Annotated in this window: 23 protein-coding genes; 20 read left to right on the forward strand and 3 right to left on the reverse strand. The window is 41.5% G+C overall.

Features of this window, described 5'->3' with window-relative positions; translation table 11 throughout:
• The first annotated feature begins 7 nt into the window (after positions 1-7).
• The 3 genes from FIV01_RS18435 (at position 8) to FIV01_RS18440 (ending at position 2,788) form a co-directional block, all read left to right on the forward strand.
• Positions 8-694: a flavin reductase family protein gene (locus FIV01_RS18435; RefSeq protein ID WP_152432417.1), complete on the forward strand. Its 687-nt coding sequence runs from the start codon at positions 8-10 to the stop codon at positions 692-694.
• A 227-nt stretch (positions 695-921) separates the two neighbouring features.
• Complete coding sequence (locus tag FIV01_RS20905; protein WP_281361417.1) at positions 922-1,053, forward strand: hypothetical protein; 132 nt, start codon at positions 922-924, stop codon at positions 1,051-1,053.
• Positions 1,054-1,315: 262 nt separating this feature from the next.
• The gene (locus FIV01_RS18440) at positions 1,316-2,788 is read left to right on the forward strand and encodes a hypothetical protein (protein ID WP_152432418.1); all 1,473 of its coding nucleotides are present in this window, start codon (positions 1,316-1,318) and stop codon (positions 2,786-2,788) included.
• 103 nt (positions 2,789-2,891) lie between these two features.
• Here the strand turns inward: FIV01_RS18440 and FIV01_RS18445 are convergent, their stop codons facing one another.
• A complete protein-coding gene (locus FIV01_RS18445) occupies positions 2,892-3,875 on the reverse strand; it encodes an aldo/keto reductase (RefSeq protein ID WP_152432419.1) in 984 nt (327 codons plus the stop codon).
• Between the two features lie 60 nt (positions 3,876-3,935).
• Here FIV01_RS18445 and FIV01_RS18450 point away from each other — a divergent pair, with 60 nt between their 5' ends.
• The 5 genes from FIV01_RS18450 to FIV01_RS18470 all read left to right on the forward strand — a co-directional run bounded on the left by FIV01_RS18450 (position 3,936) and on the right by FIV01_RS18470 (position 7,858).
• Positions 3,936-4,865, forward strand: a complete 930-nt coding sequence (locus FIV01_RS18450; protein WP_152432420.1) for a LysR family transcriptional regulator — start codon at positions 3,936-3,938, stop codon at positions 4,863-4,865.
• A gap of 116 nt (positions 4,866-4,981) precedes the next feature.
• A complete protein-coding gene (locus FIV01_RS18455) occupies positions 4,982-5,320 on the forward strand; it encodes a hypothetical protein (RefSeq protein WP_152432421.1) in 339 nt (112 codons plus the stop codon).
• Positions 5,301-5,756, forward strand: a complete 456-nt coding sequence (locus FIV01_RS18460) for a hypothetical protein (RefSeq protein ID WP_152432422.1) — start codon at positions 5,301-5,303, stop codon at positions 5,754-5,756. The genes FIV01_RS18455 and FIV01_RS18460 overlap by 20 nt, the downstream gene beginning before the upstream one ends.
• Positions 5,757-5,952: 196 nt before the next feature.
• Entirely contained in the window at positions 5,953-6,483 is a 531-nt protein-coding gene (locus FIV01_RS18465; protein ID WP_152432423.1) for a hypothetical protein, read from the forward strand.
• Positions 6,484-6,832: 349 nt separating this feature from the next.
• Positions 6,833-7,858, forward strand: coding sequence for a hypothetical protein (locus FIV01_RS18470; RefSeq protein ID WP_152432424.1), 1,026 nt, complete (start codon positions 6,833-6,835; stop codon positions 7,856-7,858).
• 118 nt (positions 7,859-7,976) lie between these two features.
• Here FIV01_RS18470 and FIV01_RS18475 read toward each other — a convergent pair whose 3' ends face one another.
• Positions 7,977-8,372, reverse strand: coding sequence for a hypothetical protein (locus FIV01_RS18475; protein WP_152432425.1), 396 nt, complete (start codon positions 8,370-8,372; stop codon positions 7,977-7,979).
• A gap of 322 nt (positions 8,373-8,694) precedes the next feature.
• Between FIV01_RS18475 and FIV01_RS18480 the strand changes: the two genes are divergently transcribed.
• From FIV01_RS18480 to FIV01_RS18505, 6 genes are all read left to right on the forward strand, one after another.
• The gene (locus tag FIV01_RS18480) at positions 8,695-9,609 is read left to right on the forward strand and encodes a protein-glutamine glutaminase family protein (RefSeq protein WP_152432426.1); all 915 of its coding nucleotides are present in this window, start codon (positions 8,695-8,697) and stop codon (positions 9,607-9,609) included.
• 408 nt (positions 9,610-10,017) lie between these two features.
• Positions 10,018-10,230: a transcription antiterminator/RNA stability regulator CspE gene (cspE, locus tag FIV01_RS18485; RefSeq protein WP_114784217.1), complete on the forward strand. Its 213-nt coding sequence runs from the start codon at positions 10,018-10,020 to the stop codon at positions 10,228-10,230.
• A 370-nt stretch (positions 10,231-10,600) separates the two neighbouring features.
• The gene (locus tag FIV01_RS20645) at positions 10,601-10,747 is read left to right on the forward strand and encodes a hypothetical protein (RefSeq protein WP_172971877.1); all 147 of its coding nucleotides are present in this window, start codon (positions 10,601-10,603) and stop codon (positions 10,745-10,747) included.
• Positions 10,748-10,754: 7 nt separating this feature from the next.
• Complete coding sequence (locus tag FIV01_RS18495) at positions 10,755-10,955, forward strand: hypothetical protein (RefSeq protein ID WP_152432427.1); 201 nt, start codon at positions 10,755-10,757, stop codon at positions 10,953-10,955.
• Between the two features lie 255 nt (positions 10,956-11,210).
• Positions 11,211-11,606 (forward strand): DUF2391 family protein, encoded by a 396-nt coding sequence (locus FIV01_RS18500; RefSeq protein WP_152432428.1) that lies wholly within the window; start codon positions 11,211-11,213, stop codon positions 11,604-11,606.
• A gap of 312 nt (positions 11,607-11,918) precedes the next feature.
• Positions 11,919-13,307, forward strand: a complete 1,389-nt coding sequence (locus tag FIV01_RS18505; protein ID WP_152432429.1) for an amino acid kinase family protein — start codon at positions 11,919-11,921, stop codon at positions 13,305-13,307.
• 17 nt (positions 13,308-13,324) lie between these two features.
• Here the strand turns inward: FIV01_RS18505 and FIV01_RS18510 are convergent, their stop codons facing one another.
• On the reverse strand, positions 13,325-14,005 hold the full coding sequence (locus tag FIV01_RS18510) for an N-acetylmuramoyl-L-alanine amidase-like domain-containing protein (protein ID WP_152432430.1): 681 nt from the start codon (positions 14,003-14,005) through the stop codon (positions 13,325-13,327).
• A gap of 267 nt (positions 14,006-14,272) precedes the next feature.
• Between FIV01_RS18510 and puuE the strand changes: the two genes are divergently transcribed.
• From puuE to FIV01_RS18540, 6 genes are all read left to right on the forward strand, one after another.
• On the forward strand, positions 14,273-15,193 hold the full coding sequence (gene puuE, locus FIV01_RS18515; protein WP_152432431.1) for an allantoinase PuuE: 921 nt from the start codon (positions 14,273-14,275) through the stop codon (positions 15,191-15,193).
• A gap of 1 nt (position 15,194) precedes the next feature.
• Positions 15,195-15,710 carry a 2-oxo-4-hydroxy-4-carboxy-5-ureidoimidazoline decarboxylase gene (gene uraD / locus FIV01_RS18520; RefSeq protein WP_152432432.1) on the forward strand — a complete coding sequence of 172 codons (516 nt, stop codon included), beginning with the start codon at positions 15,195-15,197 and terminating at the stop codon, positions 15,708-15,710.
• 66 nt (positions 15,711-15,776) lie between these two features.
• On the forward strand, positions 15,777-16,760 hold the full coding sequence (alc, locus tag FIV01_RS18525) for an allantoicase (protein ID WP_152432433.1): 984 nt from the start codon (positions 15,777-15,779) through the stop codon (positions 16,758-16,760).
• Positions 16,761-16,773: 13 nt separating this feature from the next.
• Positions 16,774-17,322 carry an ureidoglycolate lyase gene (locus FIV01_RS18530; RefSeq protein ID WP_152432434.1) on the forward strand — a complete coding sequence of 183 codons (549 nt, stop codon included), beginning with the start codon at positions 16,774-16,776 and terminating at the stop codon, positions 17,320-17,322.
• A gap of 13 nt (positions 17,323-17,335) precedes the next feature.
• Positions 17,336-18,565: a urate hydroxylase PuuD gene (locus tag FIV01_RS18535; protein ID WP_152432435.1), complete on the forward strand. Its 1,230-nt coding sequence runs from the start codon at positions 17,336-17,338 to the stop codon at positions 18,563-18,565.
• A 159-nt stretch (positions 18,566-18,724) separates the two neighbouring features.
• Positions 18,725-19,225, forward strand: coding sequence for a putative pterin-binding protein (locus FIV01_RS18540; protein WP_152432436.1), 501 nt, complete (start codon positions 18,725-18,727; stop codon positions 19,223-19,225).
• Positions 19,226-19,227 lie beyond the last annotated feature (2 nt).

Consider the following 19,227-nt stretch of genomic DNA (forward strand, 5'->3'; position numbering starts at 1 on the left):
GTACTTAATGAACTACGATGCACATAGCATTGCCATGATGGAACCTAGGAATCGAGCTCGTTTTATCAATAGCTTATCTGGATTTAAAAGTGCGAATTTAATTGGTACACGCGATAGTGATGGCAATGAGAACCTCGCTATTGTCAGCTCTGCGTTTCACCTTGGCGCGACACCTCCTTTGATGGGGCTCATTATCAGGCCAAGTAGCGTTGAGCGTCATACATTAGAAAATATTTTGGCCACCGAGTGTTATACCATCAACGCGGTGACACACGAATTTCTTGCAGCGGCTCATCAAACATCAGCGCGATACAGTAAGCTTGAATCTGAATTTGAAAAAGCAAACCTCACTCCCTACTACATTAATGACTTTAATGCGCCATTTGTGATGGAAAGCCCGCTGAAATTAGCGATGAAGCTGGTTGACCATCAAACTCTGGCGGTTAATGGAACAGAGATGGTGATTGGTGAGATACAAGATGTTCTCGTGTCAGATAATGCGGTAATGCCAGATGGTTATGTTGATATAGAAGCGCTCGATCTGGTCACCGTATCAGGTTTGGATAGCTATCATATTACCCAGAGAATAGGGCGTTTGAGCTACGCCAAGCCAGATCAAAAGCTGCATCCATTGACCAAAGAAGGTGATCCTTCTTCTTGGGATGCATTTGGATTGAGTAACTTTAACCAATGATCATATGGCCACCTCTTGAGCGTTTAGCCAGAATGTACTGGCGTGGGGTATCACCTTAGCTTCACTGTCACCGTAAGCCTTCCTTCATATTTTGCGACCGTAAAGGTTTGGATATAGAGATTCGTTCTAGAACTAACCTAATGCACTTGATTTCATTAAAATAATGCATAAAATCCGAACGAATTGTTTCGTTTTTGTTAATTTTTATTAAATTTTGAGGTTTTGATATGACAAAAATCAGATTACTAGTGCTAACAGGACTAGCACTATTGGCCTTTTCTTCTCCCAGCGCGCTGGCTGATAATGATGACGGTGGCTTTTATTGGAAGTGTTACTTTAATCCAGTGAGCTGTTTCTAAGTTAGTCAATTAAGAATCTGGCTTAAAGGCAGTTTGGTCGTTGTTTCTGACCCTGTCTTTTCAACAGAGTGAATATTCGTGCTGAAAGCTATTGATTTAAAGAGGATTAATTTCAGTGGCTTAATGGTTTTTATCTTTATTGATATTTAATATGAGCTGTTTTTATATTTTTTCCGAGCGTTTCTGAGTGTTTCTCTGTTGTTTTATTCTTCATCTCGTTACCGTGCTGCAAATTCTGTTAGCAATAACTGGGTACTGAGGTATGAAGCGTTTAAAGTTTACAAAGATTATTTTGCCTATGATGGTCACATCACTCCTGTTTGGATGTGGTGGCGGTTCCTCGGGTGGGGATGATAGCTCTACCAATACGGGAGGAGGGAGTAGTCCTGAACCTGCAAACCTTCCGGCACTAAAATCTCTCAGCGTTCCTGAAGTCGATTTTCAGACTATTCAGCCTTCTGATTTAGAGTTGGTTGACTCCAATGATGTTTCATTAGATGCGATGGCCTACAATAGCCAAGCAGGTGCTAAACGAATGTTCGAGGTAGATTTTCAAGCATGTGAGGAGTGTGATGCCCCTGTCATGCCCACCGTTACCCGTGTTTTTGATATCAACCAAAAGTACATTATGTTCAATATGAACAATTCAACGGTAGCATGGAATGGCATTGTTTATCACGGTGATTACCCAGTCATTATGGACAAGCAAACTGGCCGACTTTATCCCATTGTTATTGATGGCAAAGTATCAGAGTTTGACTACGAACTGCATAACGAAAGTCCATTTCTTAGTCAGCAGAAACAGGGTGATATAACCCCAAATAATATGTTGTATAGCTTTGATATTACCGATAGAACTCACTGGCATACGCGAGGTATTTACAAAGCTGAGCTAAAAAACAATGCCTTTGTATTTAAAACGTTAAAAAGTGATGTTTACGCTGATGAGCGAGATATACAGATAGACGAAGAGGGTAACATTCTTGCTTTTTATCAGGATCCTCCAGAATATGAAATCGAGGAATCTAATCATTATGCTTATATTTCAAAGTCAGATGAATTTCAGGAGATAGACTACCAAGACACTCTTCAACGTTATGACGGTCTTAGAGTCATTGATGGCAAACTCGCCGGAATTGACACGGCAAACAGTGACTATTTTTCTTTCGTTGAGCCTGCTGGAAATAAGCTAGAATCTACACTTAGCCCATACCTAATTACAGACTCTGAAAATAGTCGAGTATGGTACAACAAGCGTAGTCCACAAATTGATGGCTTCGATATGAATATGAGTTGTATCGTCAATCGATTAAATGACAGTCGTTACGATTACGTCGGTCAAAGTAGTCTTATATCAATAGATCGCCCTTATGCATCATTTGATGCGTTAAGAGCGTCGCAACACACCTTGTTTTGTGTCGATTACATCCAATCATGGCAAGAAGAAGGGGTAACAGTTAAAGTGTCAGCTTTTGATACTACTACTCAAACATTTTATGAATTTGATACAGGAATCGAGCTTTATAATGATTTTCACAGCTCAGATCCAGAAGGCGGGTTAAAAGCTGAGGATGGTGTCGTGGTTCAATCTGATCAAAGTGTCATGTTATATATGAATCGAATCAACAGTGATGAGGTTGTAGAGTTTTACATAGACCCAATAGCGAAGACTGTTGCCGAAAAAGTAAATCATGGTTATATATCTCCGGTTGGATTCGCTTCGTTGAGTCATTGATCTTCAAAAGTGTGAAAACTCACTTCAAAATACCATAGAAAAAGCGGCTTTAAGCCGCTTTTTCTTATTTAAATTAGGTATAACTAACATTGAATGTGTCCAGTTACGCATTCACCCCTTTCATTCCCTCAGCGGTGTAACGCTCGCCAACAGGTTCAAATTCCTTAAGTATGGTTTCCAAACAGACCAATTCCTCAGCAGGTAAGTTTATTGATGCCGCGCCGAAGTTATCGACAAGGTGATGCGTTTTTTTGGTGCCTGGAATGGGGACAATATGGTCGCCTTGCGCGAGAAGCCATGCCAATGCCACTTGAGCAGGAGAGCAGGATTGACGACGCGCAATTTGCTCGACAGCAGATGATAAAGGACGGTTTGCTTCTAGGTTATCGGCAGAAAATCTGGGCAGACCTTGGCGAGCATCGTTTTTATCAAAGTTGACCTCTTTATCAAAGCGCCCAGTTAAAAAGCCGCGTCCGAGTGGAGAATAAGGCACAAAGCCAATACCTAATTCTTTACATGTTGGCAGAACGTCTTTTTCGACATCCCGAGTCCACAAAGAATATTCGGTTTGCACTGCGCTTACAGGATGCACTGCGTGCGCTTTTTTTAACGTGGCAGCGCTGACTTCCGATAAACCTATGTTTGCGATCTTACCTTCTTTTACAAGTTCAGAGAGAGTTTGCATGGTTGTTTCTATACAGGCGTTTGGATCAAGACGGTGAATGTAATATAAGTCGATACATTCAATGCCAAGACGCCGAAGTGAGTGCTCACATGAGGTTCGAATATAGCTTGGGCTATTATCTATGCTTCTTTGGTACTCGCCCGGGCGTCTAACAATTCCGCATTTGGTCGCGATCTTAATTGGCGCTTCCGTTTGTTTGAGAAACAGGCCAATCAGTTCTTCGTTATGATGGTTACCATAAGTATCTGCGGTATCAAGTAAGGTACAGCCTAATTCCACGGCTTTGTGTAGGACTTGCATCGATTCTTTGTCATCGCGAGGCCCGTAAAACTCACTCATGCCCATGCAGCCTAAACCTATGGCGGATACTTCTAACGCTTTGCCTAACTTACGTGTTTTCATTTCTATCCTGCTTTGTTGGTGAAAGTCTTTCTAGTATGATTTCCAAAAATGGAGATGAATATGCTTAAAAGTGGCAATCAGATTTCCGATATCGGAAATCAGTTACATTGGGACGACGCAAGAGTGTTTTTGGCTATCGCCCGAACAGGTACATTGAGCGGAGCGTCAAAGCTGCTTGGCACTGGCATTGCCACCACATCCCGCCGATTGGAAAGGCTGGAAAATGCCTTGCAGGTGCGGCTATTTACTCGCTCACAACTTGGCTATCGTTTAACCGATGATGGCGCCGATCTGATCTCGCAGGCAGAAATGTTAGAGCAGGCGGGATTTGCCTTCAGTGCGGCAGCGAAAGGCAAAGAGACTAGGGTGAGCGGGCATGTTAGGCTGGCAACGGCGCAGGGCCTTGCCGACGAGCTTATTATTCCGGCATTGCCTGATTTTATTGACGCTCACCCTAATTTAACCCTTGAAATAGTTACCAGTGTCTCTGTGGTGAATTTGCACAAACGCGACGCCGATCTCGCGATACGAATGGTCCGGCCCGACAATGGCAATGTCAGTATTCGCCGAATCGGTCATCTTGGGTTTGGCCTGTATGCCTCAGAGCGCTATTTGCAGAGTAGGCCAAGGTGTGAAAGCTCTGGTCTATTTGATCAAGATGACTTTATTGGTTGGTCTGAAGACAATCAGCAGCTTCCGGCCGCGCAGTGGCTGGCTAGAACGTTGCGTGGCAAACCTTGCCGACTGACGACAACCAATATGTCTGCGCAAGTCAGCGCTGTTCAAGCTGGGCTAGGTATGGCGATTATTCCTCACTTTATTGGCCAACAAAAAGGCTTAGTCTGCGTACAAAAAGACGTTGGCTGCGACCAACCTATTTGGTCAGCAGTGCATTCCGACCTTATTCATTCCACAAGAATAAGAGCTGTGACTGAATTTTTAACCGCGCTTATTCAGACCAAGAACCAAGAATTAACTGGCCTTTCATAAATAAAGATGTAACTAAGAGAGTTTTATAATATGACTTTCATCCTAAAAATTAAAACTAAAATTCTAAGTGATTAATTTTTATATACAATAAATCCTTTTGAACAGGAGATATGACAATGGGTGTTTTATCTTATTGCAAAATTGATGACATGGTTATCACTCGCAATATGCAGAATCATTTGAATGAAATCGAATCAAAAGTAGCACTCGGTAATTTGTTGGCGACATCGGTTGCATCATCGCAATTTATACAAATTTTCTCTGGACGAATGAGTGCGGGTAAAAGACTGCAAACCATTTATGAGCATGATTGGGAAAAGTTCGGGCAAGCGATGGCAAGTAGCCACTTTGTAACAAAAGAACTCGTTAATCGTATCGCTGACAAAGCGAGATTAACCTCAAGAGGCAAAGAGCAAGACTTTTGGAAGTGTGTATATGATGCGACTCGCTACTAGTTTACTTTTATTGTCTACCAGCGCGTTTGCCGATGTGCAAACTTCTTACGACGCCCTAAACGCCAAGTTTTCAGAGTGTTCAGCCATTCAGCCAATAAGTGGTGATATGCGTGACAAGTGGCTGGAAAGTCAGTCTGAACTGGTTGTTAAAACGATGCTGCTAACGCTAAAACACCGAGCTTTTCAGCAGTGCATAGCAGACGCTGACAAGGAGTATTTGTATCAATCTTTTCTCGTTTATATCAACACCGGAAATAGAGAACCGTTGGATATTTACCTGTCTTTACGAGAAAATGACCTATTGAAGAGTCAAAAACAGGTCATAGACGCTGAGTTTCTAGAAAATGCTGACAGATTAGCCCAATTGCGCGTATTTTCAGTTAACTTCGATACTTTGCAAGCGTACGAAGAATTTAAAAAACAAGCCAATCATTAGCCGTGTACTTTTACGGCTTTTTTGTTTCTGCACAACTGCGATCATGGAACATAGTACTTCGAGTCGATAAGGCTTGTTTTCAGCAACTATTGCGGTGACTAGTGAATGGTTTTCTATGAATACTAAGAGAATTAGACGTTTCTAGTTGGTATGACAGCCAGAGAAATAAACGTCTAATAAAACTTTAGGACTCAAAATGGAATATGTGTCACTCATTTTTTCTGCACTAGCGTTTGGTTTAAGCTCATTTACGTTTTATTGGGTTCACTTGAGGGTTAACCACGCCCTCCATCTTGTTAGAATTAATAATACTGGAGAATTCAATAGCCCGCGCTTTGCCATAGTTAATAGCGGCTCAAAAGATATTTTGGTAACTTCGATTTCCGGCTGGTTCGTGCAAAGTGACCAAGCTCGCTTCTCTCCTGCACAGAGAGTGGAAATTGGCGAAGGGCCATCAATGTTAATAAAAGCAGGTACTGCTACGCAATGTAAGATTAATTTTCCTGCTTCAAGTTTTACAAACTCATTTGTAACGAGTGGTAAGTTGCTTGATGGATTAACTGAAAGTATTTACGAATTTGAATTTACTATTGACGTTGACTGGGTTGATTGTCAGGCGTGTAGCCATAAAGTTAGCGTACCATTTGCAAAGTATGGATTTGAGGAAAGTGGGCGCATTCGTTCGTTTTCTCCACTTGATACAAAGCATAACCTGTACAAAAGTTAGACAAAATATGAATTAGGCAACTTCTGCCGTCTTGATAGCTAATGCAATAGCTGCCGCCAGTTCTATCACTGATAATTTACACGCTCCTCAAGTCCTAATTCAGTGAAGTACGAGTTGTTTTGAGTAAAAAGCAATCGGCGTGCATCGACACCAGTCCAGACCGCTTCTAAGTTAACTATTCCAAGGCCCTTAATATGGGGCCGTGCTTATCAAGCCTTCTGATCACGATTGAGGCTTGAGTCCTAATTTGATCCGCAGCTCAGGTTAATGAATCTTTATTTGATGAAGTCAAAGTTTTTCTTGGTTGTTGAAGCTAGAGCTGAATTAACTGAAAAGGAAGATAGTGCTTATGGGCATTCAAAAAGATATTGGTGTTGTACCTGGTTGGCAGGGGGGCTTTGAACAGTCAAACCCTGAATTTGCATACCCTAATCCAAACCTAACCTCACTGCCAATGCTAGACAATATGGCGAATATTGACTTGCTTCAACGTCAGCAAGCGGTGAAGTGGCCAGAGTTCAGTTGGGAAACGGAAAAAGGCAGCGAAAACCCAAAACGCTGCTTTCAGATGTTTGCCCCCGATATTTCAAGGCTCGGATACACAGATGAAGGGAGAGTGTATTCGATTATCTGTCCTCAGCAAGGGGTCTACTCGCCCTCTCTAGGGACCATGAATATTGAAGTCACCGTGACAGGTCAGCGAGGTTGGGTGAATGAAACCGATCGTGACCTAGCAGCTGATATGAGCGTGGTTGGCAAAATTTGGTTTAGCCCAAGTGCACTGCAAAAACCTATTGTGAAGTTGTTATGGTCTCACTTTGAAAAGAGTAAACAACCTTTTCCTTTTCGAAAATCGAGTGCGATTGTTGTTTATACCCACAAAGTGGGGCAAGCGGATCAACCGATATTCCCGCTACTTAAAGGCGAAAGTACCGATTTTGATATCCCTAATTTTGCCAAACACCCACAAGCATGGAGTGTCGGGCATTTAGGCGTAGAAATCGGAGCGCCTTTAAGGACGGGCTACCCAGTGGTTGATGAGTTTAACAAGCTGATCATGGATGTGTTTAATTTAGGCTCAGGCAATATGCTGCAAATGGGTAATGTGCTGACTTGGAACGTCTGGTTTACTGAGCCCGAGCTCGTTAATACTGAAGAATGGAGAACCCATGCCCAAAGGTGGCGTGAATCTATCGATGTGGACCATTGCTCTCCAGATGGGGATGGAAGCGAAGCTAAATACTTTGATGGCAGTCCATTTAAACCTAATTTCGATCTTATTAAAGAGCTAGAGAAGGAAAAAATCGGCCACTTTCTCGGTCATTTGGAAGGAGAGATCAAAGAAGGCATCAGTAAGTGCCTTAAAGACATTTAAGTCTATGCCTCCGCTGCCTTACTAACAGGAAGCGGGGGCTTGAACGCTTGCCTTATGAAAAATGATATGGAACATCATTTTAGGGCAAGTGTTCTCTGCAGAGTATAGAAAGACAAGCTTAATTATCACCCTTTACGGGGAGACTAACGGGTAACTGACCAGAATAAATAATATCTTTTGTATTCTTATCAACTATTTTGTATTGCAATCCAGTCACTGTTGTTGGTTTGGTTAAATAGATAAAAGTCTGGTCAGTTCCTTTTCCTAGATAGGTTGCCGATCCTTGACCTCCTCCACCCTTGCAAATCTCAAATGAATAGCCACATGTAGGACGAATAAAAATCAGTGATTCTTTGTTGACATTGTAGTCAAAGTAAATATTGATTTTTGAGTTAGCCACTAATTTACCGTCAACTCCAGATATTTTTAACTGATTTATGGCAAAGGAATCATTTTCACTAGAAAAGCTGTTACATGAAAATAAAATAAAAATATATAATAAATATCTATTCATCTAATGCTCCTATTGATATAATAAAGACTTAATTTATTTTTTAAACTTTAAAAATAATAACCTACATAAAAATATTAATTTTGTCTATCAAGTGTTTCATCTAATACACAAAAATTAGGATCTATCAATAAATATAATATTGATGGTTATTTATGAATGATTTGTTATGGTCTGGATCCATAAATTTAAGTGGTTGTAATATCAAAAGTATCTTTATCGTTATAGGATTTATTTTCTTGAAAGCTTTTGTTTCAACACTGTCAGAAGGCTTGAGTATTTTGGTATACAAGTAACTCATCATATTGATCACAGGAAGGTAAGGATGCCAATTCTAAAGAAATCTCTTATAACAGTTTTATGTTTTTGTTCCATTTCAGTGTTTGCTGATGATAATGAATTTAATACGAATATTGATAATCTATTTGTTTCAAAAAAGATAAATATAGATGAGTATAATAATTTGTATCGTTCTTATTATGGTTCTGCGACACCCAAAGACTCAGCTGAAAATCAACAAGTAAGTTTAGATGAATTAAATTTTGATGATGTTGCAAGCTTTGATACTTATGAGGCTTTAGTAGAATCTTTCAAATATATGAGAGATTATGATAGCTTTGAGCAAAAAATACCATTTATTGCAACTGGTGATTCACCATTTGAAGGCGACTGGTACCAAGATTCTCCTGATTTGGATGAGCACTTTCCAAGAAGATTAAGTTGGCTTGCTATGCATACTGGTTGCGAAACAAGAGCAACATTAGGCGGAAAAGTTATTGAAGAAAAATATGGAATAAAACTTAAAAAACTGTTTGTTTTTGGTAATTTATCGGCTGATGCGGGTCAGTTCTCCCCTAACCCTAGCGAAGATATTGTAAGGTGGGGTATGCATAATGCTGTCTTGGCCAAAGTGGGCAATGATGAAAATATTTATGTTTTAGATCCAGCTATCAATCCAGATGCGCCTACATTACTCGATGATTGGTATACAGCAATTAACTTTGACCAAGAAGATCAAAGATCATTTACCGGAAGCGTGTGTAATTTGGAAACTTTGAGTCAGTCCGACGATTGTGAAAGTACGGATGAAAGTGCTTATGGTGATGCACTCGAACGTTTAGAGGGATTAGAAGATGGATATTCAGGCTACCTCAATGAAGAATGGCGCAGTGTTCAAGTGCGTCAGAATGATCCCTATGAAGTATTAGGAAACAACCCTCCATGGGACCTTAATGAGTAATGGAACCGTTCCAAGCTGGCTACATGAACTACGGTCAGCTTTGAGCTAACCCGCCAGAGTGTTAAATTGGTGACTAATAAATCGATTTGAAGGTGGTGATAATCTGCTCGGAGTGAAGTGTTTACTTAGACTACTATTAGCGCAACTAGCCCTAAGAATAAAATCATTTGATGACAGTACTTAGTACGCAGCTACACAACGGTAAATTTTTTTAAGAAAAAGATATCTATTGCTTCGATATAGTGTATAGTGTTCTTTAGCTCATACGGTGAGCTATTAATAGCTTATTTAGTTCAAGACTCTCAGTTTTATTCCGATTTGATTCGTCATCTCTTTTCTGCGATACCTTTTTCTTCATTCCTTATTTAGTAGCTCGCTTATTTATTTAAACAATCTATCGAGATATTCATGTCAAATAAAACAACTGGCTCAGTAAAATGGTTTAATGAAACTAAAGGTTTTGGGTTTATCACTCCAGACAACGGCGGTGCCGACCTATTTGTTCACTTTAGATCAATTGCCACTGATGGCTTTAAAACGCTTGCAGAAGGCCAAAAAGTCTCTTTCAACGTAGAGCAGGGCGGTAAAGGCCCACAAGCTGCTGACGTTACTGTTCTCTAAGAGCCTAAGCGAGATCTTGCTCTTTTCCTAGTGATGGTGAGATCTCCCTTTGTATGTTGAATAAGGAGTAGAATGAATCGAAGAAAAGTGTATTGGTATTATGTTTTGCGTGAGCAAAAAATACCAAAAGAGAAGAAATTAATTGTACCAAATCAGATATTATCTTTATCACAATAAAGAATCATGGTCATCGACCATAAATCAGCTCAACAGCGACGTGTTGCAACGTCATATTCTCCCCAAAGCAAATGCGAACTTCTTTAATCTGAATTTTTCATTTTGTGAGTCCGAAAATACGGGTGAAATAAAAAATTCACAGGGTATGGTCTTGGGAAATTTTACTATTTCATCGTGCAAAGGAGACTAGACGTTGAAAAAACCAACAGGTCGTAAATTAAAAACCATCAATGTTGAAGATAACATCAACGATGATCGCAAAGAAAGTATTCATAAAATAAGAAAAAAAATCGAAGACATCCTACTGGAACGTGAACAGAAAAAGTTGTGGGATCTGTGAGGTAAACATGCGAAAACCAATGAAAAAATCAAATACAAGAATACGGAAAAATAACTTCGAAGAACGATTTTCCGCTATGGTGGCGGAATATAACAAGGCGAAAAACCTTCTGGATACCATGAGTGAAGGAACTCCAGAATATGCCAAACAAAAAAAGGTGTGTGACAGGTTATTTGCAAATGCTGAAAAATTTATCAACGCCAAATAAAACGGTCAACTGCTGCTTAGGTAACCATACTAGGTCTCTCATTCGGTAGGGACCTCTCAATAAGTCAGTTTAATTCTGCCTCCTTGTAGTTGAGGGCGTTCAAAAATCTGTGTCAGCTAATTTTGGCTCGTTATCTTTTTGGGCTCGTGTGGCATGTGTCTGTGAAGTTTACTATCTTGTGCTTACTGCTCTAGTTTATTGATTAGTAACAGCGTTCAGTTGGACATCTGGACTCAATTGAGTATAAGGACTGCCATGAAATATAGCTTTAACTTTCAAGATGCAAGTCAAATATTTGTTGGTGCGTTTGCATTAGCCGTCCCAATCTCTTTTTCAGAAGAAGCTTGGCGTTTGGGTGAAACTCTACCATTGCTAAATTTAGTAATGCTGTTCTTTCTGTCACTAATATTTCTCACTTTATATACCTTTGAAAGTGTCTTTGAGCGTAATATTGCCCATCGTAAATTTGTATTTGTACTCCGTATAATTGTCGCTTATCTGATCACTGCTTTAGTGGTTATCTTGGTCTTACTGTGCATCAATAAATTCCCTCTGCTCTCCGACCCATTCGTTGCGATTAAACGCGTCATTATTATCTCTATGCCTGCCTCGATGGGAGCAATCGTTGTAGATAGCTTTGATAAGGAGTAGCTATCTTTCTTCTGCGTCACGACACAATGCATATATGGCTACCTTAGTTATTTAATGTTGACTCACTTTTTGTTGTTTTTGGTGGTGTCGATTTGTCGTATGAGCCCTAAGTCCTCTTCGTCTCCGTTAGTTTGTTAGATAAAAAATTAGACATCAAAACAATTAGAAATGATGAATATCTAAAATTACTTCTTAATCTGCTTAATTGTCTACTCTTTATAGTGTATCCTTGTATGTATAATGTTTAGTTGTCTAAATAATTTAAATGTTGTTAGAGTTGATTAGATTGCCACAAAGACAAAGGATGGGAGTATGCCTCATACTGTGGAAAAAGTGAGTGGTTCATCAATGTCTGCTTTTGATGATGTCTTGGACAACGTCATTCTTAAGCCTGAACCAAAAGATAGATACAACAGAATTCTAGTGGTGCCAGCATATAAGGGCATAACAGATGCTCTTCTGGAAAATAAGAGCACAAATGAAGCAGGGGTGTACCAATATACCTTATGTGAGGGAAGTGAATGGGAAGGCAAGCTTGATAGCGTTATTCAGAGACTGTTATTCGTGAATGACAGTCTATTTGCTGACCCTATGCTTCGCAGAGAAGCTGATGATTTCATATTAGAGCGTGTGTCTCGCACACGTCAGTGGATTCGACATCATCTATCAATGAATGACAGAGAACAGAACTTACCTACTCACCGGTATATGGGGCATATTCGAGGTCGACTAGCATCTATAGGCGAAGCTCACAGTGCTTTTAATACGGCATTGAAGGCAGAGTGTTACGGTGTTAAAACCAAGTTTATAGATTTGGCAGGTTCACCGAGTGATCCACACAAATCGCTGGATATCCAGGTTCGTAGTAACTTAGGGGATCTCGATTTGAGTAATGAGCTTCCGGTTGTTGCGGCGTATACCTCTTGTGATTCTGAAGACTATTATCAGAATGATCGACGCTATGGAGATACCACACTGAGTAAGATTGCAGCCTTTACTGAAGCCGAGCAGGCAATTATACATAAGTCCCATTTCCTTAGCTCAGGAGACCCATCATTAATTGGTGCTGACCAGGTAAACCCTCTCGGCCAATTGAGCTATGAAGTTGCGAACCAATTATCAGAATTGTCGGAAGAAGTCGTACACCCTGTAGCTATCGAGGAGTTATCTCAAAAGAATATCGACCTGCGGGTTAAATGTACCTTCGAACCTGATAATCCAGGGGCTTTTATTAGTCGTCGTCATTGCCCGAAAAAGTCGAGGGTTGAAGTGATTTCTGGTAAAGAGGGGGTGTGCGTTTTAACAGTGACTTTAACGGATAATAATTTGGATAAACTGAACTCACATTTTCTATCATTGCCGGATATCAGTTTACTGCATCATGATGTAATCGGGAAAATAGCTTATTACTACTTTGACTGTACAATGTCTCACTTTGGAAAAATACTAACAAAGGCAAAAAAACTTTTGCCAGATGGTGACTTAACCGTTCAGCGAGTCGCTTTACTTTCAGCGATTGGAACCAAGATAGATTTTAAAGAGGTGCTTTCAGTTGGATGCAGTGCTTTGAAACAACATGGAATAAATCCGGTTAACATCCATTTGTCTGCTGATGGTCATAGCGTGATATTCATTGTGGCCAGTGCTCAATTTAGGGCGGCATTGTGTGCATTACATAGTGATTTTTTAGAGAGCTTCTGAGATTTCGTATAATCTAACTAAACACCTTCGACATTAGAGTAGGTGCCAACATAATCTCCATCTCGCATGTTTTTTATGACGTCTTCATCCACCTTGTCACTCGGTATATAGGTGATGTCGCGCCTTTTTATGGGTAAGCCAACTAGAAACAGGTCCCCATTTTCTTTTTGGTTGAGATTTTTTGTGACCTTGATAAAAAAGTTAGATAACTCAGCAGTGATATCAATTGCGTTATAGGCTTCTTCACTTACCCAGTCTGAGAAAAAGTGACGTCGGGTTTTAAAGTCTACTTTACCGTTAATGTATCGGGTTTGGATAAGATTATCTTTGAAGTCATCTAGCTGCTCTGATTTTCGCAAGGCTTCGACGTAATCAAGGTAAGTAAAGCAATCGAGCTCACCTAGCTTGATCACTAACTGTTCATCGGTATTTTGACTGCCAATCATCCGATTTGCAGCATAGGGAACATCGATAAATACAGAAGAAAGCTGGCGAATTTTGTCTGAGATAGGAAGTTGTTCCGTATCAATGATGGCTTCTAAGCGTGCCTGAGCTAGGGTATAAAACGAAGCATAATCAGAAAACAACCTTGTTTCACTGTTGTTTGCATCTCTGGAAGATGACTCTGTGTTCCAAGCAGATGCTGAATGAGAGAGCGCGCTAACGCAAAGCACCAATAGGGTTGTTAACTGCTTCATAACAATGACCTACTTCGAGTTCTAGGTGTTTAGGGGATAAATAAGCGCTCGCATCAGTCTCGCTATTTATCCATAAAGATCTGGCATTTTAATGTTAATGCCATCATTAGTCTGTTTTGAATTTGAGACAATACCGAATTATTTTATGAGAAGCCGATCGCTTGTTACTACAAAGTCACAAGGTGCTCTTCTATCTCATATTTTTTTGTATAGGCTAAATTTATAGAGTTACTGAGTGTTTCGATAACCTAATGCCAAGGAGCCGGTATGGATGAGGCCTACGACAGAAACTTGATTGGCTATGGTGCTAGTCCGCCTCACCCCAAGTGGCCGGATGGTGCACGTGTTGCACTGTCATTTGTGCTCAATTATGAAGAAGGAGGAGAACGTTGCCTCTTGCATGGCGATGATGAATCCGAATCCTTCTTATCTGAAATTCCCGCTGCTATGCCCATTCCAAGTGCTCGGCATATCAGTATGGAGTCTATCTACGAATATGGTAGTCGCGCTGGCGTATGGCGTGTTTTGCGTTTGTTTGAGCAATATTCATTTCCCTTGACAGTTTTTGCGGTTGCCATGGCGATTGAGCGTCACCCGAATGTGGCAAAAGCAATGGTAAAAGCAGGACATGAAATATGTAGTCATGGATATCGCTGGATTGACTACCAGCATATGGAAGAAGCGCTCGAACGTGAGCATATGGCCAAAGCGATACGTGTTATCGAACAAGTGACGGGCACTCGTCCGCTAGGTTGGTATACTGGCAGGACGAGCCCCAATACTCGCCGCTTGGTTGCAGAAGAAGGCGGTTTTTTATACGACTCTGATGCTTATGATGATGATTTGCCTTATTGGCACACAAAGGCAGGGCGTCCCCAGTTAGTTGTTCCTTATACCTTGGATGCCAACGACATGCGTTTTGCTACCACACAAGGTTTTAATAGTGGTGAGCAGTTCTTCCAGTATTTAAAAGACAGTTTCGATGTTTTATACGAAGAAGGAGCGTTGGCGCCAAAAATGATGTCTGTTGGTTTGCACTGTCGTTTGATTGGTCGTCCTGGGCGAATTGCAGCGCTAAAACGCTTTTTGGATTATGTCCAAGCAAAGGAAAAAGTATGGGTATGTCGGCGCATTGATATTGCTCGGCATTGGCATCAGCACCATCCATATTGCGTGGGAGAGAACTAAGATGACCCACTTTAGTTCATGCACGCCTTCAAGCATGTCCTTGAATGAATTTGTTGATCAGTTTGGTGAGGTGTATGAGCACAGCCCTTGGATTGCGAAGTCTTCTTACCAACAAGGGCTAAGCGAAAAAGACGATGACATTGAGTTCTTACACCAACGTATGGCCCAAGTACTAATACAAGCTGATAGAAACAAGCAGCTTGGTGTTATTTGCGCCCATCCAGATTTAGCAGGACGGGCTGCAATAGAGAAGCAATTGAGTCATTCTTCTCACAAAGAGCAAGCAGGGGCTGGACTTAGCCAATGTACTTTGGAGGAGTTTAAGTTATTTACTGAGTTAAATGATAGATACAAAAGCCGCTTTAATTTTCCCTTCATTATGGCTGTGAGGGGGGCGAATAAAGCACAAATTATCGATGGCTTTAAAACCAGAATTGATAATGAACCTGAGTTTGAATTTGCTCTAGCTCTTGAAGAAGTGAATAAGATTGCGCTATTTCGTTTACGAGATATGTAAATGAGCCACTTTCTGAACTCTGGTAAACAAGCACTGATGTGCAAGTAGATTGGTGAGGGTACCGCCATGTCATTAGACGTTGAACATTATATTAATCTTGCTGATGAGAAGCTTGGTGCTCAGGTGATTTATGCCACGGATGACTTCTTTGCGGATAAAAGTCGTTTAATACAGCGGGCTGATCCCAAATGGCGAGAAGGCGTTTACGATGAAAATGGAAAATGGATGGATGGCTGGGAAAGTCGCCGTAAACGTGAAGAAGGCCATGATTTTTGTATTGTGCGCCTTGGCTTAATTGGAGTGGTTGCAGGCGTAGATATCGATACCTCCTTTTTTACCGGAAACTTTCCGCCTGCAGCATCAATTGATGCCTGCTATTGGCCTGATGGCGATCCGTGTGCGCTAACTCAATGGCGAGAAATCCTACCTAAAATGACGTTATATGGTAATAGTCACCACATAGAGAAAATCGATAGTGACGAAGTATATACTCACTTACGTCTCAACATTTATCCTGATGGTGGTGTCGCTCGTTTACGAGTTTATGGCCGCCCCAGCGTCGATTGGCAAGGCTTGGATCAAAGGCAAAGGGTTGATCTTGCAGCGGTTGAAAATGGTGGCCGCGCATTGGCATGCAGTGACCAACATTACGGCAATAAATCCAATATTTTGGGAGTTGGGCGAGGCGAAAATATGGGAGATGGTTGGGAAACGGCTCGCAGAAGAACGCCGGGTAACGATTGGGTACTTGTCGAGTTGGGACACGCCGGAAATATCGAGTGTGTCGTGGTGGATACAGGACATTTTAAAGGTAATTTTCCCGACTATTGCTCGATTCAAGCTGCTTATGTTGAAGATGAGACAGGCGAGGCATTGATAAGCCAAAGCGCGCTTTGGTCTGAGTTATTACCTCCTCAAAAACTCAACGCCGATGATATTCATGAATTTACCGCAGAAGTGGTGGGTTTGGGGCCTGTGACTCACGTACGATTAAATATTTTTCCGGATGGAGGCATCAGCCGCTTACGTTTATTTGGTACCAAGGCGTAAAGGTGGTAAAGCGATGGTGATTAAATCAAGACGGTTAATTGTTGAGACGCTCACATCCCAAGAGTTTGCTACCTTTGGTGACGTGATTGAGATCGATAACCGCCAGTACACCAGTATCAATAATGGCCTTGCGCACCGCTACCATAAGCTTGCGACAGCGGATGTGCTGGATGAAGGTGGGGAGGCCATTATCAGTATCTTCAAAGCACGTATCCCAAGCTTTCCACTAATCATTGATTCACTGGAGCGTCATCCACTTGGATCGCAGGCTTTTATCCCACTTCTAGGAAACCCGTTTTTAATCCTTGTTGCACCAAAAGGTGATAGCCCAAAGTCTTCTAAAATTAGGGCATTTGTCACCAATGGCCATCAAGGGGTGAACTATTTCAAAGGCGTTTGGCACTTCCCTTTACTCGCATTGGTGGAACGGGATCAATTACTGGTTATTGATCGAGATGGGGCCGGGGATAATTGTGAGACTAAAGCATGTGATGGCGGTGCGGTTGAGTTGCACAAAGAATCGATCCCTTCTTCCACTTTATTAGGATTAAGCTGGCGTTAAACAGGAGCTCACTATGGATCCTCACATCACAGAGTGGCTAAATTTAGCAATTCGTTGGGCTCATATGGTGGTGGGTATTGCTTGGATTGGTGCCTCTTTCTATTTTGTTTGGTTGGAAAATAATCTTAATCGCGTTAATCCAAAACAAGGATTAGCGGGCGATTTGTGGGCTATTCATGGTGGTGGTATCTACCATCTTGAAAAATATCAGCTCGCCCCGAACAACATGCCAGAGCGTTTGCATTGGTTTAAATGGGAGGCCTATTTTACGTGGATAACGGGCATGCTGCTCATGTGTGTTATCTACTATTTTAATGCAGAGCTTTATCTTATGGCCCCCGACTCGAAGCTTTCGGCATCCAGCTCGGTGGCGGTCGGTATCCTATCTCTTGTTGTGGGATGGTTTGTTTATGATGCAGTGTGTGACTCTGCACTTAGGCGCACACCGATAATGTTGGCATTGGTCCTGTTTGCTTTCTTTGTTGCTACCAGTTATGGCATGGTTCAGGTGTTTAGCGGGCGTGGAGCTTATATTCATATTGGCGCTATGATAGGCACTATTATGGTTGGTAACGTCTTTAGGGTTATCATGCCAGCTCAGCGTGATTTGGTTAAGGCGATACAAGAGCAGCGCCCACCTGATCCCGCATTGCCTGCAAAAGCATTACTTCGTTCTAGGCACAACAATTACATGACGCTTCCTGTCCTATTTATTATGATCAGTAATCACTTTTCTAGTACTTATGGCTCAAGCTTTAACTGGGCTATTTTGGCCGGTTTATCTGTTGTGGGTATTATGCTGCGCCATTATTTTAATACTCGTCATCTCAGTCAGAAGTTTGTTTGGCTTATCCCTGCAGCTGCACTGGGAATGATTATATTGGCCTTCGTTTCCTCGCCATATAAATACACAGGCAACGCAAAGCAGAAAACTCATGGTATCGCTATGGCGAGCGTGGATGATGTGGAAATGGGGCTTATTAACTTTGAGGAGGTCAATGATGTTATTCAGCTGCGCTGCGCAGTTTGTCATTCTGCCGAACCTTCCCACCCTTTATTTTCAACCGCGCCTGCTGGTGTGGTGTTTGATTCGCCACAAGACATTTTGCATCACATCCCCTCTATCGTCAGCCAGTCGGTTCAGAGCAAGGTGATGCCACCAGGGAATACTACTCAAATGACAGATGAAGAACGTACTCTTATTGGAGTATGGGCGGTGCAAGAGAGGCCGGAGAAGGAGTAAATTCGTTTTAGATGTTGTCGTGGTATGTTGATGTTTTGTATTTGGCATCAATCAGTTGAATCAAGCAGACTCGCTAAGTATGGCCTAATATTCGTCTATACTGAAAGACAAAGTCATAAGTCTTGAAAATGAAACCTGTATCATTTCTGAGAGGTTACTATGCGCCAAGCCGTTTTTGTCAGTTTGATGAGTATGGGATTGCTGTTTGCCAATGTGGTTGCAGCCCTGCCTGCTCCAGAAGGAGAGCCAATACTCTGGGTATCTGGCAAGATCACTGAGTCTAATAGCCCGGATGGCGTTGAATTTGACAGTAAGATGATCAAACAGCTAGAGCAGGGAAGCATCACAACTCACAACCATGTTGTTGCAAAAGCGCTCGAATATAAAGGGCCCAAACTGAGTGCTTTGCTGGATTATGTCGGAGCCAAAGGGTCGTCACTTAAAGTGGTTGCTTGGGATGACTATGTGGCTACTATCCCAATAGCAGATATCAGAAAGTACGGCGTATTACTTGCCACTCATGAAGACGGTATTAAAATGACCATTGATGGAAAAGGGCCTTTCTTCATCATTTTTCCGTTTGCAGAATACCCAGAGTTAGATAAAGACATGTACTATGCATTGTCAGTTTGGCAGGTGCGCGATTTGATCGTCGAGTAACT

Origin of the sequence: Vibrio aquimaris, assembly GCF_009363415.1 — a bacterium.
In the GTDB taxonomy this organism is placed as follows: Bacteria; Pseudomonadota; Gammaproteobacteria; order Enterobacterales; family Vibrionaceae; genus Vibrio; species Vibrio aquimaris.